Origin of the sequence: Rhodopseudomonas palustris, assembly GCF_003031265.1 — a bacterium.
GTDB lineage: Bacteria > Pseudomonadota > Alphaproteobacteria > Rhizobiales > Xanthobacteraceae > Rhodopseudomonas > Rhodopseudomonas palustris_H.
On sequence record NZ_CP019966.1, the window covers coordinates 3,073,025 to 3,097,874 of the forward strand.

The 24,850-nt window shown below is 65.9% G+C and carries 24 protein-coding genes; 14 read left to right on the top strand and 10 right to left on the bottom strand.

Annotated elements, in window-relative coordinates:
• Positions 1 to 6 precede the first annotated feature (6 nt).
• Positions 7 to 1,026 (bottom strand): TRAP transporter substrate-binding protein, encoded by a 1,020-nt coding sequence (locus RPPS3_RS14350; RefSeq protein WP_107344705.1) that lies wholly within the window; start codon positions 1,024 to 1,026, stop codon positions 7 to 9.
• Between the two features lie 849 nt (positions 1,027 to 1,875).
• Positions 1,876 to 2,622: an SAM-dependent methyltransferase gene (locus tag RPPS3_RS14355; RefSeq protein WP_107344706.1), complete on the bottom strand. Its 747-nt coding sequence runs from the start codon at positions 2,620 to 2,622 to the stop codon at positions 1,876 to 1,878.
• Positions 2,623 to 3,067: 445 nt separating this feature from the next.
• Between RPPS3_RS14355 and RPPS3_RS14360 the strand changes: the two genes are divergently transcribed.
• Genes RPPS3_RS14360 through mnhG form a run of 6 tightly spaced genes read left to right on the top strand, consistent with a single transcriptional unit; the run spans position 3,068 to position 9,095 of the window.
• Positions 3,068 to 5,995 (top strand): monovalent cation/H+ antiporter subunit A, encoded by a 2,928-nt coding sequence (locus RPPS3_RS14360; RefSeq protein WP_107344707.1) that lies wholly within the window; start codon positions 3,068 to 3,070, stop codon positions 5,993 to 5,995.
• Positions 5,986 to 6,327 (top strand): Na+/H+ antiporter subunit C, encoded by a 342-nt coding sequence (locus RPPS3_RS14365; RefSeq protein ID WP_107344708.1) that lies wholly within the window; start codon positions 5,986 to 5,988, stop codon positions 6,325 to 6,327. Before RPPS3_RS14360 ends, RPPS3_RS14365 begins: the two co-directional genes overlap by 10 nt.
• The gene (locus RPPS3_RS14370) at positions 6,324 to 7,958 is read left to right on the top strand and encodes a monovalent cation/H+ antiporter subunit D (RefSeq protein ID WP_107344709.1); all 1,635 of its coding nucleotides are present in this window, start codon (positions 6,324 to 6,326) and stop codon (positions 7,956 to 7,958) included. The genes RPPS3_RS14365 and RPPS3_RS14370 overlap by 4 nt, the downstream gene beginning before the upstream one ends.
• Positions 7,955 to 8,443 (top strand): Na+/H+ antiporter subunit E, encoded by a 489-nt coding sequence (locus RPPS3_RS14375; RefSeq protein WP_107344710.1) that lies wholly within the window; start codon positions 7,955 to 7,957, stop codon positions 8,441 to 8,443. The genes RPPS3_RS14370 and RPPS3_RS14375 overlap by 4 nt, the downstream gene beginning before the upstream one ends.
• On the top strand, positions 8,440 to 8,721 hold the full coding sequence (locus tag RPPS3_RS14380; RefSeq protein ID WP_107344711.1) for a K+/H+ antiporter subunit F: 282 nt from the start codon (positions 8,440 to 8,442) through the stop codon (positions 8,719 to 8,721). Before RPPS3_RS14375 ends, RPPS3_RS14380 begins: the two co-directional genes overlap by 4 nt.
• Positions 8,718 to 9,095 carry a monovalent cation/H(+) antiporter subunit G gene (gene mnhG, locus RPPS3_RS14385; protein ID WP_107344712.1) on the top strand — a complete coding sequence of 126 codons (378 nt, stop codon included), beginning with the start codon at positions 8,718 to 8,720 and terminating at the stop codon, positions 9,093 to 9,095. Before RPPS3_RS14380 ends, mnhG begins: the two co-directional genes overlap by 4 nt.
• Positions 9,096 to 9,111: 16 nt before the next feature.
• On the opposite strand, the gene RPPS3_RS14390 is transcribed toward mnhG, so the two are convergent.
• A complete protein-coding gene (locus tag RPPS3_RS14390) occupies positions 9,112 to 9,894 on the bottom strand; it encodes a YggS family pyridoxal phosphate-dependent enzyme (RefSeq protein ID WP_107346603.1) in 783 nt (260 codons plus the stop codon).
• A gap of 161 nt (positions 9,895 to 10,055) precedes the next feature.
• Positions 10,056 to 11,546 (bottom strand): PLP-dependent aminotransferase family protein, encoded by a 1,491-nt coding sequence (locus RPPS3_RS14395; RefSeq protein ID WP_107344713.1) that lies wholly within the window; start codon positions 11,544 to 11,546, stop codon positions 10,056 to 10,058.
• A gap of 106 nt (positions 11,547 to 11,652) precedes the next feature.
• Here RPPS3_RS14395 and RPPS3_RS14400 point away from each other — a divergent pair, with 106 nt between their 5' ends.
• Positions 11,653 to 12,885, top strand: a complete 1,233-nt coding sequence (locus tag RPPS3_RS14400) for a benzoate/H(+) symporter BenE family transporter (RefSeq protein ID WP_107344714.1) — start codon at positions 11,653 to 11,655, stop codon at positions 12,883 to 12,885.
• The gene (gene pdxY, locus RPPS3_RS14405) at positions 12,882 to 13,751 is read left to right on the top strand and encodes a pyridoxal kinase (protein ID WP_107344715.1); all 870 of its coding nucleotides are present in this window, start codon (positions 12,882 to 12,884) and stop codon (positions 13,749 to 13,751) included. The genes RPPS3_RS14400 and pdxY overlap by 4 nt, the downstream gene beginning before the upstream one ends.
• A 49-nt stretch (positions 13,752 to 13,800) precedes the next feature.
• On the opposite strand, the gene RPPS3_RS14410 is transcribed toward pdxY, so the two are convergent.
• Both RPPS3_RS14410 and RPPS3_RS14415 read right to left on the bottom strand, forming a co-directional pair.
• On the bottom strand, positions 13,801 to 14,685 hold the full coding sequence (locus RPPS3_RS14410; RefSeq protein ID WP_237674168.1) for a DUF3471 domain-containing protein: 885 nt from the start codon (positions 14,683 to 14,685) through the stop codon (positions 13,801 to 13,803).
• Between the two features lie 165 nt (positions 14,686 to 14,850).
• Positions 14,851 to 15,348: a hypothetical protein gene (locus RPPS3_RS14415; protein WP_107344717.1), complete on the bottom strand. Its 498-nt coding sequence runs from the start codon at positions 15,346 to 15,348 to the stop codon at positions 14,851 to 14,853.
• A gap of 245 nt (positions 15,349 to 15,593) precedes the next feature.
• On the opposite strand from RPPS3_RS14415, the gene RPPS3_RS14420 reads away from it, so the two are divergent.
• Complete coding sequence (locus RPPS3_RS14420) at positions 15,594 to 17,660, top strand: ATP-dependent helicase (protein ID WP_107344718.1); 2,067 nt, start codon at positions 15,594 to 15,596, stop codon at positions 17,658 to 17,660.
• A gap of 6 nt (positions 17,661 to 17,666) precedes the next feature.
• Here RPPS3_RS14420 and RPPS3_RS14425 read toward each other — a convergent pair whose 3' ends face one another.
• Together RPPS3_RS14425 and RPPS3_RS14430 are read right to left on the bottom strand one after the other, a co-directional pair.
• Positions 17,667 to 17,990, bottom strand: coding sequence for a YdhR family protein (locus RPPS3_RS14425; RefSeq protein WP_107346604.1), 324 nt, complete (start codon positions 17,988 to 17,990; stop codon positions 17,667 to 17,669).
• Positions 17,991 to 18,062: 72 nt separating this feature from the next.
• Positions 18,063 to 18,800, bottom strand: a complete 738-nt coding sequence (locus tag RPPS3_RS14430; protein WP_107344719.1) for a hypothetical protein — start codon at positions 18,798 to 18,800, stop codon at positions 18,063 to 18,065.
• A gap of 63 nt (positions 18,801 to 18,863) precedes the next feature.
• Between RPPS3_RS14430 and nthA the strand changes: the two genes are divergently transcribed.
• From nthA to RPPS3_RS14450, 4 genes are all read left to right on the top strand, one after another.
• On the top strand, positions 18,864 to 19,499 hold the full coding sequence (gene nthA / locus RPPS3_RS14435; protein ID WP_107344720.1) for a nitrile hydratase subunit alpha: 636 nt from the start codon (positions 18,864 to 18,866) through the stop codon (positions 19,497 to 19,499).
• A complete protein-coding gene (nthB, locus tag RPPS3_RS14440; protein WP_107344721.1) occupies positions 19,496 to 20,152 on the top strand; it encodes a nitrile hydratase subunit beta in 657 nt (218 codons plus the stop codon). The genes nthA and nthB overlap by 4 nt, the downstream gene beginning before the upstream one ends.
• A complete protein-coding gene (locus tag RPPS3_RS14445) occupies positions 20,152 to 20,574 on the top strand; it encodes a nitrile hydratase accessory protein (protein ID WP_107344722.1) in 423 nt (140 codons plus the stop codon). The genes nthB and RPPS3_RS14445 overlap by 1 nt, the downstream gene beginning before the upstream one ends.
• Before the next feature lie 123 nt (positions 20,575 to 20,697).
• Positions 20,698 to 21,831 carry a GNAT family N-acetyltransferase gene (locus tag RPPS3_RS14450; RefSeq protein ID WP_107346605.1) on the top strand — a complete coding sequence of 378 codons (1,134 nt, stop codon included), beginning with the start codon at positions 20,698 to 20,700 and terminating at the stop codon, positions 21,829 to 21,831.
• Here RPPS3_RS14450 and RPPS3_RS14455 read toward each other — a convergent pair.
• Together RPPS3_RS14455 and queC are read right to left on the bottom strand one after the other, a co-directional pair.
• Positions 21,804 to 23,099 (bottom strand): serine hydrolase domain-containing protein, encoded by a 1,296-nt coding sequence (locus RPPS3_RS14455; protein WP_107346606.1) that lies wholly within the window; start codon positions 23,097 to 23,099, stop codon positions 21,804 to 21,806. The two genes, RPPS3_RS14450 and RPPS3_RS14455, sit on opposite strands and share 28 nt — an antisense overlap.
• A gap of 78 nt (positions 23,100 to 23,177) precedes the next feature.
• Positions 23,178 to 23,891, bottom strand: a complete 714-nt coding sequence (queC, locus tag RPPS3_RS14460; RefSeq protein ID WP_107346607.1) for a 7-cyano-7-deazaguanine synthase QueC — start codon at positions 23,889 to 23,891, stop codon at positions 23,178 to 23,180.
• Between the two features lie 114 nt (positions 23,892 to 24,005).
• Here queC and mazG point away from each other — a divergent pair, with 114 nt between their 5' ends.
• A complete protein-coding gene (gene mazG / locus RPPS3_RS14465) occupies positions 24,006 to 24,830 on the top strand; it encodes a nucleoside triphosphate pyrophosphohydrolase (RefSeq protein ID WP_107344723.1) in 825 nt (274 codons plus the stop codon).
• The last annotated feature ends 20 nt before the right edge of the window (positions 24,831 to 24,850 follow it).

A 24,850-nucleotide genomic window follows, 5' to 3' on the forward strand; every position in this document is an offset into this window, starting at 1 on the left:
CAGCCGTTACGCCAGCTTGCCGACGGACTTCTCGAGCAGCGACCACGCCTGATCGCCGTATTTGCCTTTCCACTCGGCGTAGAAGCCGGCGCTGCGCAGCTTGTCGCGGAACGGCATCACCGGCGGCTGATTGAACAGCAGGCCCTTGGCCGTCAGCTCTTCCTTGACCGTGGCGTTGAGCTTGGCGGTGTCTTCGCGCTCCTTCACCGCGGCGGCATTGATGTGCTTGGCGACGATCGTGCGCACGTCCGGCGGCAGCTTCTCCCAAGCGCGACGGTTGGCCAGGAACCAGAAGCCGTCCCACATGTGGTTGGTCAGCGAGCAGTACTTCTGCACTTCGTACAGCTTGGCGGTCGAGATCAGCGCCAGCGGGTTTTCCTGGCCTTCGACCACCTTGGTCTGCAGCGCCGAATAGACTTCGCTGAAATTGATCGAGGCGGGGGCTGCATCGAACGCCTTGAACATCGAGGTCCACAGCGGCGACACCGGCACGCGGATCTTGAAGCCCTTGAAGTCGTCCGGGCCGTTGATCGGCTTGGTCGAGGACGTGGTCTGGCGGAAGCCGTTGTCCCAGATCTTGTCCATCACCATCAGGCCGGCCTTCTGGATTTCGCCGCGGACGTAGCCGCCGAGCTCGCCATCCATGGCCTTCCAGACCGTCTCATAGTCCGGGAATGCGAAGCCGATGCCGTTGATCGATGCCGCCGGCACCAGGGTCGACAGGATCAGGCCTGACAGCGTGAAGAACTCGACGCCGCCGGCGCGAATCTGGCTCAGCATGTCGGTGTCGGAGCCGAGCTGGTTGTTCGGGAAAACGTCGATCTGGACCTTGCCGTCGGTCTCGGCCTTGATCGCTGCCGACATCTCGCGGGCGCGAACATTGAGCGGATGGGTGTCGGGCAGGTTGTTGGCGTATTTGTACTTGAATTCGGCCTCAGCGGCCCGTGCCACCCAAGGCGCACCGATGCCACCGATCGCGGCTGCCGCCGCCGACGCCTTCAACAAGCTCCTGCGTGAAAAACTCATCTCGCTTCCTCCTGCCCGCGTGGTCTTTTTGTGAGAACGCACCCGAAATGTCGACGCGCCCTTGGTCATCATTTCGGCTGGTCCGGTCAAGCGATTTTGAGCCGCCGGTGGATGGCCGGGCCATCGACCGGACCAGGTTGTGGCCGGACGCCATGGCGCGCTGGGACGAGACGGACCGATCGGCACCGGAGCCTGCGGACGCCCCAGGTCCGAGCGATGCACGACCGGCGGACGGCTTGGGGCGACGGTCGCGCAGGCGTCCAGAGGCACGGCTGAGCCTGCCGGAAGGCCGCGCCGTGACCGAGCCGAGCGCATGACCGCGCGCTGTAACTTGGCCGCGGCGTCGATGCTGCAGCGATCATTCGGAGACCAAGGTCTAGATGCTCGCGGCTTCGAGGCGTCGACTAAACGGAAACCCAGAGCCATGAAGCGTTGCGCACGCAGAACTTTGTGTATGCCAGACAAGCATCTGGCAAATCTCACGTATCGATATATTCCATAATATACCTTATGCGAATTACGGATTGGGGAATACGACCAGCCGGACGCTGCAATGTGTTGCTGCTGCCCGATCAAATCGCGCCTTCAAGCTCCACCAGTCTCGACGTCCGAACCTGCGCCATGCGGCGTCGCCGGCTGGATCTGGCTGTCGCGAACGACCGCCCGGCCAGCGGCGGAAGCCCAGCCATCAGGTCCATGCCGGACTCGAGAGCGACGACGGAAGCTGCTCCTTCGATCGGCGGCCGGTAGCCCAGACGCGCGGACCGCTTGGAGGCCCCTCGCCGGATTTCCCCGGGCTTGGCTCACGGCAGTGCAACCGCTTTGGGCTGGAAGCCGATCGAGGCTGGCTCACCGAGCCATCAGCGCAAACACGCCCCAGCCGAGGTAGTCGCGGCCGTACCGCGTGTAGCGTTCCGGCGACGTGGTCAGCTCGGCACGGACTTCAGGCGCGAACTCGTCGTCGGGATTGGCATCGAGCCATCGCCGCATGGTGAGCCACTTGGCGGCCTCGTACCGGTCCCAGCTGTCCTGACTGGCCAGCATCATTTCGACGACGTCGTAATTCAGCGCGTCGAACGACGCGATCAGATCCGGAAGCAGCAGGAAGTCCGAGCTCGCCTGGGCACGGCAACCCTGGGCGACCTCCTCGGTCGGCGGCAATCGCAGCCAGTAGGGCTCGCCGATCAGGATGAGGCCGCCGTCCTGTAGGCTCTTCGCGAGCAGCTCGATCGTGCCCCCGACGCCTCCGCCGACCCAGGTGGCGCCGACACAGGCCGCCACGCCGACTTTCGCATCCGCGACATAGCCGGCGGCATCGCCATGAACGAACGTAACCCGATCGGCGACGCCGAGTTCGCGGGCGCGGAGCTGCGCTTGCGCGGTGAACAACGGACTCATGTCGATCCCGGTGCCGCTGATCCCGTGATCGCGGGCCCAGGTGCACAACATCTCGCCCGACCCGCTGCCGAGGTCGAGCACGCGGGTCCCCGGCTCCATCCGCAGCGAAGCGCCGAGCGCCGCGAACTTCTCCGCCGTGAACGGATTGTGGATGCGATGCGCGCTTTCGCTGACGGTAAAGATCCGCGGAATGTCCACTCGAGAAGCTCCTTCATTCACTCATTCATCGACTGCGGCGCCCTCGCCGCTGCCGACAATCCACACCGACTCGCGGTGCGGTCTCACTGTGCAGTGATCGCCTGCGGACGTCTTTGCGCCGACAGCAGCGAGCCTGCCGTCGGACCGGCGAAACGTGGGGTAAAACGTCGCACCGACGTCGGACCAACGAATGTCCGCGCAGTCACCAAACTACGAAGCCTCCCGAGCACGGGCCCTGTCAGGACGGGCGCACCGCGGTATCAGTCCACGCAGGCTTGGTGCGACGTTTCGGACCGCCGGCGGCGGGCCTGAATGGTTATCGCGGCCAGCCAATCTGGCTCATTGGTCTTGCTCCGGGCGCCTTCGAACCCCATAAAATGAATCGTGACCAAGAACGTTGCCGAAAGGGCTGCGGAGCGACGAACAGGATTGGAAGGACCGAGGAATGCCGCAGAACGTCTTTCTTCTCGCGGTGATCCTTCTCCCGTTCGCCGGCAGCCTGCTTGCGGCGCTGCTGCCTGCCAACGCGCGTAATGCCGAGGCTTGGCTCGCGGCGGCCGTCGCGCTTGGCTGTCTGTTCCTGCTGGTGCCGCTGTATCCCGGTGCCGATGCTGCGCCGATCCGCTATCAGCTCGACTGGCTGCCGCAGTTCGGCCTGAACTTCACGCTGCGGCTGGACGGCTTCGCCTGGGCGTTCGCGTGCCTGATCACAGCGATCGGTGCCCTCGTCGTGCTGTACGCGCGCTACTACATGTCGCCGTCCGACCCGGTGCCGCGGTTCTTCTCGTTCCTGCAGGGCTTCATGGGCGCGATGCTCGGCATCGTGCTGTCCGGCAATCTGATCCAGCTGGTGTTCTTCTGGGAGCTCACCAGCCTGTTCTCGTTTCTGCTGATCGGCTACTGGCACCACAACGCCGCGGCGCGTGAAGGCGCCCGCGTCGCGCTGACCATCACCGGCACCGGCGGGCTGTGCCTGTTCGCCGGCGTCGTGGTGCTCGGCCATATCGTCGGCAGCTACGACCTCGACGCCGTCCTGGCAGCCGGCACCGAGGTCCGCGCCCACGCGCTGTACGTGCCGACGCTGATCCTGATCCTGCTCGGCGCGCTGACCAAGAGCGCACAGTTTCCGTTCCACTTCTGGCTGCCGCGGGCGATGACGGCGCCGACGCCGGTCTCCGCCTATCTACACTCCGCCACCATGGTGAAGGCCGGCGTGTTCCTGCTGGTGCGGCTGTGGCCGGTGCTCGGCGGCACCAATGAATGGCTGTGGATCGTCGGCACCACCGGCCTCGCCACCTTCATCGTCGGCGCCTACCTCGCAGTGTTCCAGCGCGACCTGAAGGGCTTGCTCGCCTACTCGACCATCAGCCATCTCGGCCTGATCACGCTGCTGATCGGCCTCGACCGCCCGCTGGCGCTGGTGGCCGCGATCTTCCACGTGTTCAACCACGCGACCTTCAAGGCGTCGCTGTTCATGGCGGCCGGCATCATCGACCACGAGACCGGCACACGCGATCTGCGCCGGCTCAGCGGTCTCTGGAAATTCATGCCGAAGACCGGCGCACTGGCGATCGTCGCCGCCTCGGCGATGGCCGGCGTGCCACTTTTGAATGGCTTCCTGTCCAAGGAAATGTTCTTCGCCGAGACGATCGAAACCCACGACGGCTCGCTGCTCGACGACGCCCTGCCCTATATCGTCACTCTCGCCAGCATGTTCACGGTGGCGTATTCGCTGCGCTTCATCCGCGAAGTGTTCTTCGGCCCGCCGCCGGTCGACCTGCCCCGCACGCCGCACGAGCCGCCGCGCTGGATGCGGTTTCCGGTCGAACTGCTGGTGCTGACCTGTCTGGTGGTCGGTATCGTGCCGTCGCTGACGATCGGGCCGTTCCTGCAGCTCGCGGTGCATGCGGTGCTCGGCGCGGCGACGCCGTATTACAGCCTCGCGGTCTGGCACGGCTTCAACTGGCCGCTGCTGATGAGCGTGATCGCGCTGATCGGCGGCGTTCTGTTGTACGTGATGCTGCGCGAGCCCTTGCAGCAGGGGCTGACGAGTTCGCTGTTCGCCGGCCGCTTCAAGACCCAGCGGGTGTTCGACCTGGTGCTTGTGACGGTGTCGTGGCGCTGGGCCCGCGCGATCGAGCGCGTGTTCGGCACCCGCCGGCTGCAGCCGCAATTGCTTTTGCTGGTTTGCGTCGCGTTGATTGCAGCCGCAGTTCCAGTGCTGATGCGCGGTCTCAGCCTCGCGCCGGTCGCGTTCAACGATATCGATCCGGCGCTCGCCGTGGTGTGGGCGGTCGGCATCGCCTGCGCGCTCGGCGGCACCGCCGTGGCCAAATTCCACCGGCTGGCGGCACTGATCCTGATCGGAGGATCGGGGCTGACCACCTGCCTCACCTTCGTGTGGTTCTCTGCACCGGACCTGGCGCTGACCCAGATCGGCGTCGAGATCGTCACCACAGTGCTGTTGCTGCTCGGGCTACGCTGGCTGCCGAAGCAGCTCGAGACCGGCGAGATCACCGCCAACCGCAGCGTGCTCAAGCGTGTGCAGCGGATCCGCGACCTCGCGATCGCAGCGGCCGCCGGCATCGGCGTCGCGCTGCTGGCCTATGCGGTGATGACCCGCGCCGCGCCGGATAGCATCGCCCAGTTCTTCATGCGCCATGCCTACGCGGACGGCGGCGGCACCAACGTCGTGAACGTCATCCTGGTCGACTTCCGCGGCTTCGATACGCTCGGCGAGATCACCGTGCTGGCAGTGGTGGCGCTGACGGTGTTCGCCCTGCTCCGCCGCTTCCGCCCCGCCGCCGACAGCATCGACATCCCCGAGCAGCAACGGCTGCAGGACGAACACGACGACGCCGATGCCGATCGCCGCAAGGGCGACACCATCGCCGATTATCTCGCAGTGCCGGCGATGATCATGCAGCTGTTGTTTCCGTTCATCTTCATCGCGGCGATGTATCTGCTGCTGCGCGGTCATGATCAGCCCGGCGGCGGCTTCGTCGCCGGCATCGCGATGGCGGCCGCTCTGATCCTGCAATACATGGCGGGCGGTGCCCGCTGGATTGAAGCGCGGCTCCGCATCCATCCGCTGCGTTGGATCGCCATCGGGCTATTGCTGGCGCTGTTCACCGGCGCCGCGGCGCTACCGCTGGCCCGCCCGTTCCTCACCTCGGCCTTCGCCTATGCTGAGATCCCCTTGATCGGCAAGGTGCCGCTCGCCAGCGCGGCACTGTTCGACCTCGGGGTATTCTCGCTGGTGGTCGGCGCGACCGCGCTGATGCTGCTGGCCTTGGCCCACCAATCGATCCGCGGCCATCGCCGCCCCTCCGGCGGCCGCGCCGCAACGCCCGAGGCCAGCCGATGGAACTGATCGTCTCATTGGCCATCGCCGTGCTGACCGGCTGCGGGGTCTGGCTGCTGCTGCGACCGCGCACCTTCCAGGTGATCATCGGCTTGGCGCTGCTGTCCTACGCGGTGAACCTGTTCATCTTCAGCATGGGACGCCTCAAGGTCGGCGCCGCCGCCGTGCTGGAGAAGGGACAGATCGTCGATCCTCAAGCGTTCGCCGATCCGCTGCCGCAGGCGCTGGTGCTCACCGCCATCGTCATCAGCTTCGCCACCACGGCGCTATTCCTGGTGGTGCTGCTGGCGTCGCGCGGCCTGACCGGAAATGACCACGTCGACGGCCGGGACCACGAATGACAAGCTGGACCGACCATCTGATCATCCTGCCGATCCTGCTGCCGCTGTTCGTCGGCGCGGCGATGCTGCTGATCGACGAGCGCTATCAGCAGATCAAGGCGTTCGCCAATCTCGCCTCGATCGCGATCATGGGCATCATCGCGCTGCTCTTGATGCGCGCCGCGGATCTTCCGACCGCGACCGGCGCGGCGCCGATCGCGGTGTACCGGCTCGGAGATTGGCCGGCGCCGTTCGCGATCGTGCTGGTAGCGGACCGGCTGTCGGCGCTGATGCTGGCGCTCACCAGCCTGCTCGCCTTCGCGTCGACGATCTTCGCGACGGCGCGGTGGCACCGGGTCGGCGCACATTTCCATTCGCTGATGCAGTTCCTGCTGATGGGGCTGAACGGCGCCTTTCTGACCGGCGATCTGTTCAACCTGTTCGTGTTCTTCGAGCTGCTGCTGGCCGCGTCCTACGGCCTGGTCCTGCACGGCTCGGGGCAGGCGCGGGTGCGGGCCGGGCTGCAATACATCGCCATCAATCTGACGGCTTCTGTGCTGTTCCTGATCGGTGTCAGCCTGATCTACGCCGTCACCGGCACGCTCAACATGGCCGATCTGGCGATCCGGATTACCGAGGTGCCGGCGCAGGACCGGGCGCTGCTCGAAGCCGGCGCTGCCGTGCTCGGCGTCGCCTTCATGGTCAAGGCGGGGATGTGGCCGCTGTGCTTCTGGCTGCCGACCACCTATGCGGCCGCAGCGGCCCCGGTCGCGGCGATCTTCGCGATCATGAGCAAGGTCGGGATCTACATCCTGCTGCGGCTGTCGCTGCTGTTCTTCGGCGCCGGCAGTGGCGCTTCGGCGCTGTTCGGCAGCGAGTGGCTGATCGCCGCCGGCATCGCCACCATTCTGTTCGGGTTGATCGGCGCGCTGGCATCGCAGGAAATCTCGCGGCTCGCCGGCTACGCGGTGCTGGTGTCGTCCGGCACCGTGCTGGCGGTCGCGGCCGCATCCGGCAAGCCTGCGGTCACAGCCTCGGCGCTGTTCTATCTGGTGAGTTCGACACTCGCGATCGCCGCGTTCTTCATGCTGATCGAGCTTTTGGAACGCGGCCGCGATCCAGGTGCCGACATGCTGGCGGTGACGCGCGAAGCCTACGGCGAGGACATGCCTGACGATCCGGACGCCGAGGAAGTCGGGATGGTGATCCCCGCCTCGATGGCGATCCTCGGCTGGTGCTTTGTGGGTTGCGCCGCGGTAATCGCCGGCCTGCCGCCGGTGTCCGGCTTCATCGCCAAATTCGCGATGCTGACAGCACTGCTCGGCGAAGACACCGGCAGCAGCATCTCGCCGCTGCACTGGACGCTGCTGGCTCTGCTGATGGCGTCCGGTCTCACCATGCTGATCGCGATGACCCGCGCCGGCATCCGCACGCTGTGGACGCCCAGCGAGCGGGCCGATCCGCGGGTGCGGCTTGCGGAGATCGTCCCGATCGCACTCCTGCTCCTCGGCTGTGCGGCGATGACCGTGCAGCCGCAGGCGGCGATGACCTACATGCAGGGCGCGGCCAATTCGCTCCATGCGCCGGCCGCCTATACCGACAGCGTGCTGGCGCCGGTTGCGACGCGGGTGAAGACCGGAGGCGGCTCATGAACAGGGTGCTGCCCTTCCCGCTGATTTCGCTGTGCATGCTGGCGATGTGGCTGTGGCTGAGCCAGAGCATCGCGCTCGGACCGATCCTGCTCGGCAGCCTGTTCGCGTTGATCGGCGGCTGGCTACTCAGCCTGCTGCAATCGGACTCCGATCGTGTCCGCAATCCAGGCGCGATCATCCGGCTGACCGGTTTGGTCCTGATCGACGTGGTGCGGTCCAATATCGCGGTCGCCAGCATCATCCTCGGCGGCCAGCGCGACAACATCACCTCCGGCTTCGTCGATATTCCGCTCGATCTGCGCAGCCGTCAGGGGCTCGCGGTGCTGGCCTGCATCATCACCTCGACGCCCGGCACGCTGTGGGTGAACTTCACCCGGGAGACCGGCGTGCTGCAGCTTCACGTGCTCGATCTGGTCGACGAGAGCGAGTGGGTCGAACGCATCAAGGGACGCTACGAGCGTCTGCTGTTGGAGATCTTCGAATGAGCAGTCTGGTGCTGACCTGGTCGGTCGTGATTGCGCAGGTGATGCTCGCCCTCGCCATGGCCTGCGCTGCCTATCGGATGCTGGTTGGACCCCGCGCGCAGGACCGCGTGCTTGGGCTGGACACACTGTACGTCAACGCCATGCTGCTGATGCTGACCGTCGGCATCCGCACCGGCACCGACGTGTATTTCGAAGCGGCGCTGATCATCGCCCTGCTCGGCTTCGTCGGCACCGTGGCCCTGTCGAAATTCCTGATGCGCGGCGAGGTGATCGAATGACCCACGCGGCGGATCTTCCAGCTTGGGCGGCTTGGATCGTAGCGCTGCTGCTGCTGTTCGGCGCCGGCATCACGCTGATCGGATCGATCGGACTGCTGCGGCTGCGCGGCTTCTACCAGCGCGCCCATGCGCCGACGCTGGGGACCACACTCGGCACCGCCTTCATCGTCGCCGCGTCGATGCTCTGCTTTTCGCTGCTGCAGATGCGGCCGCTGCTGCACGAGGTGCTGATCCTGGGCTTCGTCACCATCACCACGCCGGTGACGCTGATGCTGCTGGTCCGCGCCGCCCTGTTCCGCGACACCGCCGAAGGACGCATCGACGACGTCCGGCAACGCGCCAAGCGCAAGCCGCGCAAAGAAGAGCCGCGCTGAGGTTCGGTCTGCCGACCTACCGATCGAAGCTTGCCTGCGGCCAATACAACCTGTCGGTGGTCGACCGTGCGCCAAAGATCGCCTGTCCGACCCGCACCACGGTCGCGCCCTCCTCGATCGCAACTTCGAAATCGCCGGACATCCCCATCGACAGTTGCGTCAGGTCGGGATGGATCTTCACCATGCGATCCCGCAGATCGCGCAGCAGCCGGAAGCAGCCGCGAACACGTTCGGTGTCGGTGCTGAAGACCGCGAGCGTCATCAGGCCGCGTGGCTTGAGGCGCGGATAGTCGGACAGACGCTCGACAAACGGGACGAGATCACCGGGTGCAAGGCCGTATTTGCTTGCCTCGCCGGAGGTGTTCACCTGCACGAACACGTCGAGATCCCGCCCCTCCGCATCCAGGCGACGATTGAGCTCGTCGGCAAGCCGCAGACTGTCGAGCGCGTGGAATTCCGACGCGAACCGGACGAGATACTTCACCTTGTTAGTCTGGAGGTGGCCAATGATCGACCAGCGGATCGGCAGATCCGCAAGCATAGCGCGCTTGTCACGGGCCTCCTGCAGCTTGTTTTCACCAAACTCGGAGATGCCTGCCGCATAGGCCAGGCGAAGCACATTCGCCGGCACCGTCTTGGTGACGGGCAAAAGACGAACATCCGCAGGGCTGCGCCCGCAGCGATCGCAAGCGGCCGCGATACGCTCGCGGACCAGCATCAGATTGGCCGCAAAGACAGCGGCGGGATCCGCGCCGAAGCGTGCGATATCGTCTGGGGAAATCTCGAGGTTGGTAGGCATCGTATCCATCCGCCTCCGATCAATGAGGCTGGCCGGCAGTCTTCCAATGTGGGTCCGCGGTTACAACCGGTGATCAGTATTTAGCACGAGCGCGGTCTGGTTCTCCCGGCCATTTCTGGTTGCGACAGCCGGCCAATTCCGGGCAGAGCAACGCGCCGTGGTTAGGGTTTGATCGCCGCCCGAAGCGCTTTGGCGAGCTTCTTCACGGCGCCTTCGATTTCGAGCGGCGTGTACGCAGCAAAGCCCATCAGGAAGCCGGCTTCGCCGTCGCGGGCATGGTGCAGCCCCGACAGCCCGAGCACTTCGATCCCGACGCGGTGTGCGGCTTCGACCGCAGTTCGCTCCGGCAAGTCACACGTCAGCACACAGGGGAGTTGCAGGCCGCCGACCGGAACGCGCGGCTCGACAAAGCCGGACAGATGTTTGCGGACGAGGCGGACGAGGACGTCCAGGCGCGTCGCATAGACACCGCGCATCGTGCGGACATGCGCGCCGAAATGGCCGCCCTCCATGAACCGGGCCAGCGTCAGCTGCGCCATCGAGGCGCTGTGACCATCCAGCAGCGTGCGCGCAACCGTCATCGGCTTGACGAGTTGCGGCGGCAACACGACGTATCCGATCCGCAAACCAGGAAACAGCGATTTGGTGAAGGTGCCGATGTAAATCGTCCGGTCGTGCGGATCGAGACCTTGCACGCACGCCGTCGGCTTGCCGGCGTAATGGAATTCGCTGTCGTAGTCGTCTTCGATGATCCACGCCTGGTGCCGGGCCGCCCATTCGATCAGTGCGAGGCGGCGGTCCAGCGCCAATGTCGCACCGGTCGGAAACTGGTGGGACGGCGTCAGGAACACCGCCTTGGCCCGGCGCGGCTGGGCCGTGATCTGGTCGACGCTGAGACCCTGACGGTCGACCGGAATCGGAACGCACTCCACGCCTGCGGCATCGAATGCTTTGCGCGCGCCGTAATAGGCCGGATCTTCGATGAAGATCCGGTCGCCGGGATCGAGCAGCATATTCGCGCACAGCGACAGCGCCTGCTGCGAACTGGTGAGCACCAGGACGCGATCCGCCGAGGCGCGGGCCCCGCGTTCGAGGTTGACGTAGTCGGCGATGGCGCGGCGCAGTGGCTCGCTGCCCTGCGGATCGCAGTGAAGCAGAGTGTGTGGACCCATCTCCTTGCGGACCTGGCGCTCCAGCCGCTCCCAGAGCTGAAGTGGAAACGTCCGCGTTTCCGGCACGCCATGGACGAACGGCCGCGGCAACAGCTGCTCGCGAATGCCGCCGCTGCCGAACATCGCGGCTCCGCGCTTGCTGAGCTTCGGCGCCCGGTTGCCCAGCAGAGCGTCCCGCTGCGCCAGACGGCGGCCCGGCGTGAACTCCGTCATCTCCGCGACGAAGCTGCCGCTGCCCACGCGGCGCTCGATGAAGCCCTCGGCGTGAAGCTGGCCATAGGCGACTTCGATCGTATCGCGCGACACTCCGAGCGATTGCGCAAGGGCGCGCGACGCCGGCAGCGGCTTGCCTGCGCCCAGCGCACCATCGACGATCAGCTGGCGGATGGCACGCTGCACCCGCGCGTGCAGCGGCATCGCCGCATGAGCCGGATGGGCGACCCACGCTTTGACGGATTCGAGTTGGGAGTGCTTGAACAATTGGTCTGCCCTTGTGGCGGAGAATGGCCGGGCACATCAGGCCACCTGATGGCTAGATGTCAATCCATTGAGCTCGCCTCGCTTCCAGCAGAGGATTGTCGACCGCATGCCGTCCCGCCCCACTCCTTCTCCGATCCGCCTCGGCGACCTCACCCACCCGGTTATCGCCGGCCTGATCTCGGTGATCGTCAACTACGGCGGCACGTTCATCCTAGTGTTTCAGGCTGCCAAGATCGCGGGCCTCAGTCCCGAGCTGACGGCATCCTGGGTCTGGTCGATTTCGATTGGCGTCGGACTGACCGGGCTGTTGCTGAGCCTGCACTATCGTGAGCCAATCATCACGGCGTGGTCGACGCCGGCGGCGGCATTTCTGGTGACCGCGCTGGCGACGACGCCCTATGCGGAGGCGATCGGCGCCTACATGATCTCGGCGGCGGCGTTCGTCCTACTCGGCCTGTCCGGCTATTTCGAAAAGGTGATCCGTCTGATTCCGCCCGGGATCGCATCGGGCCTGCTCGCCGGCATTCTGCTGCAGTTCGGGATCGGAGCCTTCGGCGGCGCCAGCGTCGATCCGTGGCTGGTCGGCTTGCTGATTGCCGCTTACGTTGCATTCAAGCGCTTCTCCGCGCGCTACGCCGTGGTCGGCATTCTGCTGCTCGGCCTCACGTTCCTGCTGACGCAAGGTCGCGTCGATCTGTCCGGCCTCAAACTCGTCTTCGCGGCCCCGGTGTTCAGCATGCCGGAGTTTTCGCTGAATGCGCTGCTGTCGGTCGCGTTGCCGCTGTTCCTAATCACGCTCACCGGTCAATACATGCCGGGGATGCTGGTGCTGCGGAACGACGGGTTCAAGACCAGCGCCAATCCGATCGTCACAGTCACCGGTCTCGGCTCGCTCATCATGGCGCCGTTCGGTTCGCACGCCTTCAACATCGCGGCGATCACGGCTGCGATCGCCACCGGCCGGGAGGCCCACGAAGACCCGACCAAGAGATGGATTGCCGGCATCGCGGCAGGCTGTTTCTATGTGCTGGTCGGCGTGTTCGGCGTCACTCTCGCTGCAGTGTTCATGGCGTTTCCTGCCACCTTCATCACCACCCTCGCCGGTCTGGCCCTGCTCGGCACCATCGGCGGCAGCCTTGCCGGGGCGATGGCAGACCCGACCTCGCGCGAGGCGGCATTGATCACGTTCCTGGCCTCGGCCGCGAACATCAAGCTGCTCGGCATCGGCGGCGCATTCTGGGGCCTGCTGATCGGCGGACTCGCCTATGTTGTGCTCAACGGCCGCATGCCTTATCGCGCGACAGCCGATCGCTCCGCCACCGAGGCGGCTGCAAAATGAACCACGGAACGACGCCGATGACGACGTCCATCATCTCGATCCAGAGCCAGGTGGCACACGGCCACGTCGGCAACAGCGCCGCCGTGCTGCCGATGCAGGCGCACGGGCTGAACGTGGCGGCGGTGCCGACGACGTTGCTCTCCAATCATCCGGGCCTCGGAAGCACGCGCGGCCGGGTGTTGGACGCCGAGCTGGTCGGCGAACTGCTGCGCGGGATCGAAGAACGCGGGCTGATCGAAACCAGCCGCTACATCGTGTCCGGCTACCTCGGCTCGCGCGCCAACGGCGAGGTGGTGGCGGCCTTCGTCAAACGCGCCCGACAACTCAATCCCGCCATCACCTACATCTGTGATCCGGTGATGGGAGATTCCCATGTCGGGGTGTTCGTGCCCGATGACGTTGCCGCTTGCATCTGCAACGAGCTCGTCCCGCTCGCCGATCTTCTGACGCCCAACCAGTTCGAGGCCGGATTGATCGCCGGCCACCCGCTGGCGACATGGTCAGAGCTCAAGGTCACGGTCGACAGAATGCAGGTTTGGCGGGAAGCCCGTGTCGTCGTGACCAGTTGCAGGCTGGTGGATACGCCTGACGACTCGCTCGAGAACATCGTGTTCGAAGGCACGAACTCCACCCGACTGCCGTCGCCGCGCCTGGAGCTGGCGGCGGCCGGCACAGGTGATCTCTACACCGGCCTTCTGATTGCGGGCCTCGCCCGCAATCTCAGCCTGGTCGATGCCGCCCGCCGCGCCGCCGCCATCGTGCTCGACGTGCTGAAACGCACCATCGCCGCTGGCGAATGCGAGATGCAGCTTGCCAGCGTCATCGATGCACTGAACCCCGCCTTTGGCGAGCCTCCTCCTCGATGACTCCGGAAGATCCATTATCGAGCACTTCGGAGTGCTGCCGCTCAGAGCGTTACAGCCCCGGCGCGACCCAAGCGGTCGAAACGGCGCCGCGGCCATCGAGGCCGATCCGCCAGTACAGCGGCCGCCGCTCGTGCTGCACCAGATAGACATCAACGCCGCCATTGCCGACGCCGACGAACTCGACGGTCCGAACCGCGCCGGCCTCCGCGATCTCCTCGTGCAACTTTGCCAATTGCTGTCTGGTGGCCCTGGCCAGCGCCTCGGTCATCTCGTCGTAGTTGGGCTGACCGGTGTAGATCCCGTCGATCAGTCGGCGCAGCGCAGCTTCCGTGCCGGGGCTCGGGCGGTTACTCGTCAGTTTCTGGGCGAGCTGCTGTTCGATCCGCCGAGCCTCTTCGGCGTCGATGCGCGGCATCGGGATATCGAGACCGTTCTGATGCAGCACCAGCGATTGTGCCACGCCTGACGAGTCAGTCACGAAGCTGATCTGCGCGTCGACGACCTTGGCAAAGAACTGTGTGCGGCTCTCGGCGAACAGCGGCACGTCCGGCTGCCCGGTCAGCCGCGACACCAGCCGTCCGCCCTCTCGGCTGATCGTCATCACGCCCTGATTGGCGAGCTCGTAGAAACCGACGTAGCGATCCACGATCGCCGCATCGAGCCGAACTTCCTCGCGCTCAGAACTTCGCGTCGGCTGCCCGGCGGACTGGACAGCGGCCGACAGTACATTCCAGTTCTGGCAGCCCAGAACCTTGGCAATCAGCTCCAGGCTCTCACTTCGGGTGAGTTCGGCTTTCGGCTTAATGGCCTCGCGCAGTGTTTGCGCCATGGCCTTTGCGTCGCGGAAATCGCGCATCATGAACCCTCTGCAGGGCGAACTGATCAGGTCAGATGCTTGCGTTACTGACTCCGTTCGCCTCGGCAAAGGGGGCACGGGTCGCTCTGATACGTTCACCATACCCCTGAAGGGGCGCAAGCGGCGGGCCGTATCCACCCGCAGAGACACTGGCGCGCGCCGGACTCGATGTCAAACGCTGGCCTGCCGCACAGTGCGGCCGCGCGGCGCGATGCCGCGCAGCCGGATCGCATGCAAGCTCGGTCAGTTCTTCGGCGCCGCTTCGCCGGCTTCACCCTTCGGGCCGGCAGGGCCAACGGCGCCTGAGGGACCAGCCGGACCGGCAGGTCCCGCGGGACCGGCAGGACCAACATCCCCCTTCGGACCGGCGGGACCCGCCGGGCCTGCAGGACCAGCGGGGCCTGCCGGACCTGGAGCGCCGGCGGCGCCCGCTTCGCCCTTCGGACCGCGCGGTCCGCAATTGGCGACCAGCAGGCCGGTCAGGGTTTCGGTGCCCGACTTCAAGTCGAGCTTGCAGGTCTCGGGGACGTCCGACAGCGAGAATTTGAAACGACGCGACGACGAGCTCTTGGCCTTGTCGCCGGTACCGACGACCTCGACCTCCTGGCCAGCCTTGGTGGTCTTGCCGGTGATCACCAGCTTGCCGCTCTCGATCGCCAGCGTGTCGATCTCCAGCGCCGAGGCCGCGCCGGAGGTCATCGCCAGGATCGCGGCTCCGACCAGAATGGATCGTCTTGCCATCAACTTCTCCCCACCTGTTGCAGTGACGCTTGCGCGTCGTGTCCATCGCCAAGGCGGCCGCCCGCGGTCGCCACAACCGAGGATAGCCTAATGGATGGCGGAGCATAGCCGGGGCAGCGCGACATTTTTGCTACGAGCCGCACAGTTCGCCGTGGACACCGGTGTGTGACACCTGTGCCATGCCGGGATTGCGAACAAAGCAGGAATCTGGGAGCGTCCATCCTTCACCCGACAGGCGCTGATTCGTGTCCTTGCCCGCTCCGATCCTCGACGGCCTCAATCCCGAGCAGCGCTGCGCCGTCGAGCACGGCGCGGGGGCAGCTGCCTGCCCGCCACTTCTGGTGATCGCCGGCGCTGGCAGCGGCAAGACCAACACGCTGGCTCACCGGGTTGCGCATCTCGTCGTCGGCGGCGCCGACCCGTATCGCATCCTGCTGATGACATTCTCGCGCCGCGCCGCCGCCGAGATGACCCGCCGGGTCGAGCGGATCGCCCGCAAGGTGCTCGGCGACCGCGCCTCGGCGTTGAGCGGCGGGCTGCATTGGGCCGGCACCTTCCACGGCATCGGCGCCCGGCTGCTGCGCGATTATGCCGATCGGATCGGGCTCGATCCCGGCTTCACCATCCACGACCGCGAAGACTCGGCCGACCTGATGAACCTGGTCCGCCACGACCTCGGCTTCTCCAAGACCGACAGCCGATTTCCGGCCAAGGCGACGTGCCTGTCGATCTACTCGCGCTGCGTCAACGCTGGCCAGCCGCTCGATGTCGTGCTCGGCGCCAACTACCCGTGGTGCGCCGGCTGGGCCGCCGAGCTGAAGCAACTGTTCGCGGCTTATGTCGAAGCCAAACAGCGCCACAACGTGCTCGATTACGACGACCTGTTGCTGTACTGGGCGCAGGTGATGGAGGAGCCGGCCTTCGCCGCAGAGATCGGCGGCCGGTTCGATCACGTGCTGGTCGACGAGTATCAGGACACGAACGCGCTGCAGGCTCGGGTGTTGCTGGCACTCAAACCAAATGGCGCCGGCCTCACAGTGGTCGGCGACGATGCCCAGGCGATCTACTCGTTCCGCGCCGCCACGGTGCGCAACATCCTCGACTTCCCGAAGGCCTTCAATCCGCCCGCTCGCGTGGTCACGCTGGACCGCAACTATCGCTCGACCCAGGCGATCCTGTCGGCCGCCAATGGCGTGATCGATCTGGCGCGCGAGCGTTTCACCAAGAACCTATGGACCGATCGGGCCGAAGGTTCGCGGCCGCTGCTGGTCGGCGTTCGCGACGAGGCCGATCAGGCGCGCTATATCGTCGAGCGCGTACTCGACGCCCGCGAAGGCGGCGCGACACTAAAGCAGCAGGCGGTGCTGTTCCGCACCTCGTCGCATTCCGCTCCGCTGGAGCTCGAGCTGACCCGGCGCAATATTCCGTTCGTCAAATTCGGCGGGCTGAAGTTTCTCGATGCCGCGCACGTCAAGGACATGCTGGCGCTGCTGCGCTTCGTGCAGAACCCGCGAGACCGCGTCGCCGGATTCCGGGTAATGCTGCTGATGCAGGGCGTCGGCCCGGCGTCGGCGCAGAAGGCGCTGGATGCAATGACGGCCGCGGCCGATCCGCTCGGCATGCTGGCCGCCCTGCCCGCGCCGCCGCGCGCCGGCGCCGACTGGCGCGGCTTTGTCGAGGCGGTCCAGGAGCTGCGCAGCGGCGATGCGGGTTGGCCGGCCGAGATCGAGCGGGCGCTGATCTGGTACGCGCCGCATCTCGATCGCATTCACGAGGATGCTGAAACCCGCAGGGCCGATCTGGTGCAACTGGCACAGATCGCCTCGGGCTATCCGTCGCGCGAGCGCTTCCTCACCGAGCTGACGCTTGATCCGCCGGACGCAACCTCCGATCAGGCCGGCGTGCCGACGCTCGACGACGACTATCTGATCCTGTCGACAATCCATTCCGCCAAGGGCCAAGAATGGAAGCAGGTGTTCGTGCTCAACGTCGTCGATGGCTGCATGCCGTCCGACCTCGGCACCGGCACCTCGGCCGAGATCGAGGAAGAGCGCCGCCTGCTCTATGTGGCGATGACCCGAGCGAAGGACGATCTGCACCTCGTGGTGCCGCAGCGTTTCTTCACCCACGGCCAGAACGCCCAAGGCGATCGCCACGTTTATGCGTCACGCACCCGGTTCATCCCCGAGCGGCTGCTGCCACTGTTCGAACGCACCAGCTGGCCGCGCGTCACGCCTGAAGCCGCAGCAGCGGCGTCGCAGCGCGGCCCGCGTATCGACATCAATTCGCGGATGCGGCGGATGTGGACCTGAGCGCGATCAGGCCGCCGCGCTGGTGGTGATGGTGCCGCCGTCGGCGTTGTCGACGATCACCGGGCTGTCGAACCAGCTCATCACCGGCTCGGCGCCGTACAAGGCGGCGACGCGGGCGCGCCATTCGCCGCCATAGACGGCGTCGGCAGCCTCGCGGCTTTCCCACAGGTAGATGCCTCCGGCGGTCGCGCCGTCCTCGGAGCGAATGTAATATTTGCGGATCAGGCCCGGCAGCTTCTGGTATTTCGGCGCACTGCTCTCGAACCGCTTCTTTGCGTCCTCCAGGCTGATCGGCGTCGCCATGTGAAACTGCACGACGGTGGTGATCATCGGAACCTCCTCGGATTTTTCCGGCATCTTAGCGCAATCTGCGCCATGCTGTCTCTGCCCGCCGCGGCCCGGCTATTTGAACGCTTCCGGAAACCGCACCGTGGTGCCGAGCGTGATCCAGCGGGCATTTTCCCCGGTGATGTTGTGGCCGACGATCAGGTCCATCGAGAAAATCTCATTGGGCCGCCAGCGCACGCCCGCCTGCGCGCGGGGCCGAATCTTGCCGGCGCTGTCGTCGGGAGCGCCGGAGAGGCCGAACCCCTCCAGCGTCAGTTGCAGCGTGTCGGTGAACTTCCAGTCGAAGCCGACGCCGTAGCTGAGATAGTGCTGGTCGATCGTCCGATCCCACAGCCAGCCGGCGTTGAGGTTGACCCGCATCGTCTCGGACAGCCGGTAGGTCGCCGGCAGCGTCACGAACGCGACCGTGTTGTTGCGGCTGGCTGCATCGTAGGAGCCGCCCGCCTCGATCGCGAGACCGAACCGGCCGACCGCAGTCGGCACCAGGACGGTCTTGAGCTTCGGGGACAGTGTCGTGCTCCAGTCGCCGTCGGCGCGCGCCTGGCTCGCCTGCAGCGTCAGCTCGAAAGGACGACCGAGGTCCACCACGCAGGACGGGTTCGCCACTGCCGAAAAGTCGGCGTTGGTGGCTCGCGACCACCAGCTTTCCAGCTTGCACGAACCGAGTTCGGAAATGTCGGTGGCATCGACCGCATAGGCGCCGTTCGCCGCCCAGGCTTCGCCCGACAGCAGCAGGGCAAGCCCGATCACGGCGAGCAGCAAAACGGTCAGGGCGCGGGTCAGCGGAAGCATGGAACCAGCCTTAGCAGACGGCCGGCTCGACAGCTTCCGCGACTTCCGCCTATCCTCAACTTCATGGCCGACCATGAGCATCATCATCACCACGATCACGACCATTCCGAATTGTCGGAGACCGAGCTGCGGGTGCGCGCGCTCGAAACCATCCTCACCGAAAAGGGCTATGTCGATCCCGCGGCACTCGATGAGTTGATCGAAACCTACGAGACCAAGGTCGGCCCGCGCAACGGCGCCCGCGTGGTCGCCAAGGCCTGGAGCGACCCGGCGTATCGCGAGCGGCTGCTGCACGACGCCACCGCAGCGATTGCCGAGCTCGGCTACACCGGCCGCCAGGGCGAACACATCGTCGCGGTCGAGAACACGCCGGCCACCCACAACATGGTCGTGTGCACGCTGTGCTCCTGCTACCCGTGGCCGGTGCTCGGCCTGCCGCCGGTCTGGTACAAATCGGCGCCGTATCGTTCGCGTGTGGTCAAAGAACCCCGCGCGGTACTGGCCGAATTCGGTGTGACGCTGCCGCAAGACACGGCGATCCGGGTGTGGGATTCCACTGCGGAAATACGTTACCTGGTCATTCCCATGCGTCCGGTCGGCAGCGACGATCTCGAAGAAGATCAGCTCGCCGACCTCGTCACCCGCGACAGCATGATCGGCACCGGCCTTGCTTGCCCACCCGCGGAGATCACGGAATGAACGGCGCACACGACATGGGCGGCATGGACGGCTTCGGGCCAGTGATGCCCGAGAGCGATGAGCCGCTGTTTCATGCCGCGTGGGAGCGCCGTGCCTTCGCGCTGACGCTGGCGATGGGACGTCCCGGCGGCTGGAACATCGACATGTCGCGGTTCGCCCGCGAGAACCGTGCACCGATCGATTATCTGTCGAAGAGCTACTATCAGCTCTGGCTCGCAGGCCTCGAAACGCTGATGGCCGAGCGCGGCCTTGTCACCGCGGATGAAATCGATGCGGGCCGCCCGCTGCATCCGGCAAAGCATGTATCGGTGCTCTCGGCCGCGGACGTGGCACCAATGCTGACGCGCGGTGCACCGACCGAACGTGAAGCCGCGGTCCCTGCCCGGTTCGGCGTCGGCGATCGGGTCCGCGCCAAGGAGCTGCATCCACGAACCCATATTCGGCTGCCGCGCTACGTCCGCGGCCGGGTCGGCACGATCGAATTGGTACACGGCGCGCATGTGTTTCCCGACAGCCACGCGCATGGCGGCGGCGAGCAGCCGCAATGGTTGTACACGGTGGCATTCGAAGCACGCGAACTGTGGGGCGACGATGCCGACCCGACCTCACGGGTCTCGGTCGATGCCTGGGATTCTTATCTGGAGCCGGCGTGATGAGCGGCCATTCCGAGGCTGCGGCGATCGCGGCGCGCAGCGTGCCGGGCCTGCCTCAGGACGATGACGGCCCAGTGTTCCGGGAGCCCTGGGAAGCCCACGCCTTTGCGATGGCGGTGACGCTGCACAGCCGCGGCCTCTTCACCTGGCCTGAATGGGCGGCGGCGTTGTCGGCCGAGATCCGGCGAGCCCAAGCTGAAGGCGATCCCGACTGCGGCGACACCTACTACCGCCATTGGCTCGCGACGCTGGAACAGATGGTCGCAGCCAAGGGCGTCGCCAGCCTCGCGACCCAGCATCAATACCGCAACGCCTGGGACCGCGCCGCCGATCGCACCCCGCACGGCCATCCGATCGAGTTGCAACCCGGCGATTTTCCACAGTCAGAAGCGTTTTCGGCGGCTGAGTCACCGCCGCGTTAACGCTGATGCGACAAGTTTGGGCTGTGCGTCACTGACGTCAACGAGAACCGAACCGATCGGCGCTAATCTGCAGCCTGCCGACAGATCGCGTATGGCGAGGCTGCGGCGGCAGCGAGTTGGGTGATGGCGCAGATCGATTTTGATCGACCGATGCGGTGGGCGGCAAATGCCGCCGGCCGCTATCTCGCCGAAGCGACGTGCGACTCCGAACTGTTTCTGCAACGTGCCGCGGCGCTCGGCCCTTCCGCGGCGATCACCCCGTTTCAATCTCCCGACTGGTTGAACGCCTGGTTGAGACTGCTCGGGCCTTCCGCGTCCACCGAGCCCCTGCTGATCACCGTCCGCGACAGCTTCCGCGACGAGATCGCGATGCTGCTGCCGCTGGTGATCCGCCGGGTGTGCGGCGTAGCGCTGGTCGAATTCGCCGACCTCTCGGTGTCGGACTACAACGTGCCGCTGCTCGGCCCCGCCGCCCCCTCGACGCCGGAAGCGGCTGCCGCGGCTTTCGCAGCCGCGTTGGCGGCGATGCCCGACGTCGACGTGGTGCGGCTGTGCAACCTGCCGCTGACCGCGGGCGGCAAGGTCAATCCTCTGGCGCTGCTCGCATCCACGCCCTCTTCGACAGTGCGCAACGTCACCACGCTGCCGCGCTCATGGGACGACTATCTCGAGTCGCGTCCGCGCAAATTCCGCAAGGCGCTGCGCCAGCACCATCGCACTCTCGACGCGCTCGGCGGCGTGCGGGTTCGGATGATCACCTCGCCCGGCGACGACACCGCAAAGCTGTTCGGTAAGCTCGATCAGTTTCAACGCGCGCGCATCGCCGCGCTCGGCAAGCGCTACGTACTCGACCGGCCGGCTTATGCACGGTTCTATCGCGAGGTGTTTTCGCGCGGCCAGGCGATGCTGTCGGTGATGGAGTCCGGCGACTCCGTCGTCGCGGTCGCCTACAGCCTGCTGCATCGGCAGAGCTGCACGACGGTGCGGCTCGGGAACGCCGGCGCAGAATGGAGCCGCGGATCGCCCGGCATTGTGCTCGCGAGCGAGATCATCCGTTGGCTGATCGACAACGGCATCGAGCAGTTCGATCTCGGCGCCGGAGGCTACGACTACAAGAAGCAGCTCGGCTGCGAGCCGCAGCCGCTGCTGGTGCTGGAGAAGGCGCTAACGCTGAAAGGCCGAATGGCGCTGTCGGCTTGGTCGACCTATACGGGCGGCCGCTCGCTGGTTCAGTCGCTGACGGCGAAGGCGTCGTAAACCAGCTTCTTGAACATCGGCACCACCCGGCCGCGTTCAGTCTCGGTCTGCTGCATCAGGATGTAGATCATGTCGAGCGACGGATCGACGCCGAAATAGGTGCCGCTGCCGCTGTCCCATTTCAGCTCGCCGATCGAGCCCGGCGCCGGCGGATTGGCCTCACCCGGCTCGACCCGCACGGCGAGACCGTAGCCGTAGCCAAAGCCGTCACCGGGAAAATAGAAGTAGTCGCGTTCGACGCCGGAGCCGGGACCGATCTGATCGGTGGACATCATCTTGAACGCCGCAGGGCTCAGATAGCGGCGGCCGTCAAGCTCGCCGCCTTCCAGCAGCATCTGGGCGAACCGCGCGTAGTCCATGACGGTCGACAACAGTCCGCCGCCGCCCGACTGCCATTCCGGATGCGCACGGCGCTGCCGCTCGGCATCGGCCAGCACGGTATCGGTGGGAAATACCGCGGCCATCCGCTCCTGCTCCGCCTCGGTTCGCAGCACAAAACTGGTGCTGGTCATGCCGAGCGGATCGAACAGCCGGTGCTTAAGGAAATCGGACAGCGGCTCGCCTGACACGATCTCGATGACGCGGCCGAGCACGTCGGTCGAATGGCCGTAGCGCCACAGAGTGCCGGGCTGGCGCGCCAGCGGCAATCGGGCCATCCGCTCCGCGAACTGGGCGTTGTCGAACCGGCCGGCGAACAGGTTCGCCTGCTGATACGCCGCCATAATCAGTTCGCCGCCGATATACTCGTAAGTCATTCCCGAGGTGTGGCGCAGCAGATCTTCGATCGTCACCGGCCGATCCGGATCGACCAGCTTCAGCGCCGGCTTGCCGTCTTCGACGGTCTCGATCCCGACCTTCACGTGCGCGAACGAGGGAACGTACTTCGAAAGCGGATCCGGCAGTCCGAGGCGCCCTTCATCGATCAGCATCATCGCCGCGACACTGGTGATCGGCTTGGTCATCGAATGCAGCGCAAAGATCGTATCCGGCGTCATCCGGTGACGCCGCGCGGCGGTACGCCAGCCGAAGCACTGCAGATACACTGGTTTGCCGTGCTGCTGGATCAGCACCACGGCACCCGGCAGCTTTCCGGACGAAACTTCATGATCGAAGAAGGCGCTGAGCCGCGCCAGCTTCTCAGGCTTGGGAGCCGCCGCGGCGCTACCGGGCGCGGCTGCGAGCCGCACCGTCCCAGCAGGCATGGTCAGCGCCGCGCCGATCGCTTGGAGAATCTGGCGGCGGCGGATCGAAACGAAGGAGCGCGGCATGGCGAGCATGTCCGTAGCGTCGAGACGCCAGCTTTAGCACGCGCACCGTTGCGGCTCGATGATACGAAAGAGTACGGATCAGATGCCGGAGGCGTACTCGATCCAGCCCTTGGCGCGCAGCCGGCATGCCGGACATTCGCCGCAGCCATAGCCCCAATCGTGACGTGCCCCACGCTCGCCGAGATAGCAGGTGTGCGAGTCTTCGCGGATCAGATCGACCAACGCATCGCCGCCGAGCTCTTGCGCGAGCTGCCAGGTGGCGGCCTTGTCGCGCCACATCAGCGGTGTGTGTAGCGTGATATCGCGCGCCATACCGAGCGACAGCGCCGTCTGCAACGCCTGGATGGTATCGTTGCGGCAGTCCGGATAGCCGGAGTAATCAGTCTCGCACATCCCGCCGACGATGTCGGTGATGCCGCGCCGATACGCCAGCGCTGCCGCGAAATTCAGGAAGATCAGATTGCGGCCGGGCACGAACGTGTTCGGCAGGCCATCGGCGCCCATCGCGATCGCGACGTCGCGGGTCAGCGCGGTGTCGGAGATTTGTGCGAGCGTCGGGATCGTCAGGGTGTGATTGTCGCCGAGCTTGGCGGCCCAATCATCGCTGATGGCGCGGAAGCCGTCGAGCAGCCGCGCGCGGCACTCCAATTCGATCAGATGCCGCTGGCCGTAATCGAAGCCGATGGTCTCGACGCGGGCGAAGCGCGCCAGCGCCCAGGCCAGACAGGTCGCGGAGTCCTGCCCGCCGGAGAACAGCACCAGCGCGGTCTTGTCGGATGAATGGTCGGTCATGCGCATGGCTGTAGCACCGTGCGGCGGGCGCGCCAAATGCCGCGATTTTCGCTGGGATGGCGGCGCCGGTTGCGGCATAGGAGACAAAGCCTCCTCCTGCCCCGGACCAACGCCATGACCCCTTCCCGCGATATCGCCCGCCTGATCGAGATCATGGCTGCGCTCCGGACCCCGGTGACCGGCTGTCCGTGGGACCTCGAGCAGGATTTCGCGACGATCGCGCCCTACACCATCGAGGAAGCGTTCGAGGTCGCCGAAGCGATCGCCCGCCACGATCTCGACGATCTCCGCGAAGAACTCGGTGACCTGCTGTTGCAGGTGGTGTTCCACGCGCGGATCGCCGAAGAGCGCGGCGCCTTTGCGTTTGGCGACGTGGTCGAGGCTATCACCCGCAAGATGATCCGCCGCCATCCGCATGTGTTTGCCGATGCCGAGGGCAATTTGACGCCGTCGCATGTCGAGGGTGTCTGGGACCGGATCAAGGCGGAGGAAAAGGCCGAGCGCGCCGCCCGCCGTGGCCTCACCGAGCAGCCATCCAGCTCGGTGCTGGCCGGCGTCAAATCCGGCCAGCCGGCGTTGTCGCGGGCGATGGATCTGCAGCGCAAGGCCGCCAAGGTCGGCTTCGACTGGAACGATCCGCGCGCGGTGCTGGCGAAGATCCGCGAGGAGACCGACGAGATCGAGGCCGCGCTGGACCGCGGCGATCAGGCGCACATTACCGAAGAGACCGGCGATCTGTTGTTCGCGCTGGTCAACCTTGCCCGCCACGCCAATGCCGACCCGGAAATCGCGCTGCGCGGCGCCAACGCCAAATTCGAGCGCCGCTTCGCCTATATCGAGCAGGCGCTGGCGGCCCAGGGCCGCTCGCCCGACGACGCCACGCTCGCCGAGATGGACGCGCTGTGGAACGAGGCCAAGGCGACCGAAGCGACGAAATAACGCCTCCCGGTTCCGATTCC

Excerpts from the sequence above, each read along its gene's own strand:
- RPPS3_RS14390 (WP_107346603.1), bottom strand. The coding sequence starts at position 9,894 with ATGCCTACCAACCTCGAGATTTCCCCAGACGATATCGCACGCTTCGGC.
- RPPS3_RS14415 (WP_107344717.1), bottom strand. The coding sequence starts at position 15,348 with ATGGCAAGACGATCCATTCTGGTCGGAGCCGCGATCCTGGCGATGACC.
- RPPS3_RS14365 (WP_107344708.1), top strand. The coding sequence starts at position 5,986 with ATGGAACTGATCGTCTCATTGGCCATCGCCGTGCTGACCGGCTGCGGG.
- RPPS3_RS14380 (WP_107344711.1), top strand. The coding sequence starts at position 8,440 with ATGAGCAGTCTGGTGCTGACCTGGTCGGTCGTGATTGCGCAGGTGATG.
- RPPS3_RS14445 (WP_107344722.1), top strand. The coding sequence starts at position 20,152 with ATGAGCGGCCATTCCGAGGCTGCGGCGATCGCGGCGCGCAGCGTGCCG.
- nthA (WP_107344720.1), top strand. The coding sequence starts at position 18,864 with ATGGCCGACCATGAGCATCATCATCACCACGATCACGACCATTCCGAA.
- RPPS3_RS14455 (WP_107346606.1), bottom strand. The coding sequence starts at position 23,099 with ATGCCGCGCTCCTTCGTTTCGATCCGCCGCCGCCAGATTCTCCAAGCG.
- pdxY (WP_107344715.1), top strand. The coding sequence starts at position 12,882 with ATGAACCACGGAACGACGCCGATGACGACGTCCATCATCTCGATCCAG.
- RPPS3_RS14425 (WP_107346604.1), bottom strand. The coding sequence starts at position 17,990 with ATGATCACCACCGTCGTGCAGTTTCACATGGCGACGCCGATCAGCCTG.
- RPPS3_RS14375 (WP_107344710.1), top strand. The coding sequence starts at position 7,955 with ATGAACAGGGTGCTGCCCTTCCCGCTGATTTCGCTGTGCATGCTGGCG.
- RPPS3_RS14360 (WP_107344707.1), top strand. The coding sequence starts at position 3,068 with ATGCCGCAGAACGTCTTTCTTCTCGCGGTGATCCTTCTCCCGTTCGCC.
- nthB (WP_107344721.1), top strand. The coding sequence starts at position 19,496 with ATGAACGGCGCACACGACATGGGCGGCATGGACGGCTTCGGGCCAGTG.
- RPPS3_RS14350 (WP_107344705.1), bottom strand. The coding sequence starts at position 1,026 with ATGAGTTTTTCACGCAGGAGCTTGTTGAAGGCGTCGGCGGCGGCAGCC.
- mazG (WP_107344723.1), top strand. The coding sequence starts at position 24,006 with ATGACCCCTTCCCGCGATATCGCCCGCCTGATCGAGATCATGGCTGCG.
- RPPS3_RS14400 (WP_107344714.1), top strand. The coding sequence starts at position 11,653 with ATGCCGTCCCGCCCCACTCCTTCTCCGATCCGCCTCGGCGACCTCACC.
- RPPS3_RS14450 (WP_107346605.1), top strand. The coding sequence starts at position 20,698 with ATGGCGCAGATCGATTTTGATCGACCGATGCGGTGGGCGGCAAATGCC.
- RPPS3_RS14430 (WP_107344719.1), bottom strand. The coding sequence starts at position 18,800 with ATGCTTCCGCTGACCCGCGCCCTGACCGTTTTGCTGCTCGCCGTGATC.
- queC (WP_107346607.1), bottom strand. The coding sequence starts at position 23,891 with ATGACCGACCATTCATCCGACAAGACCGCGCTGGTGCTGTTCTCCGGC.
- RPPS3_RS14370 (WP_107344709.1), top strand. The coding sequence starts at position 6,324 with ATGACAAGCTGGACCGACCATCTGATCATCCTGCCGATCCTGCTGCCG.
- mnhG (WP_107344712.1), top strand. The coding sequence starts at position 8,718 with ATGACCCACGCGGCGGATCTTCCAGCTTGGGCGGCTTGGATCGTAGCG.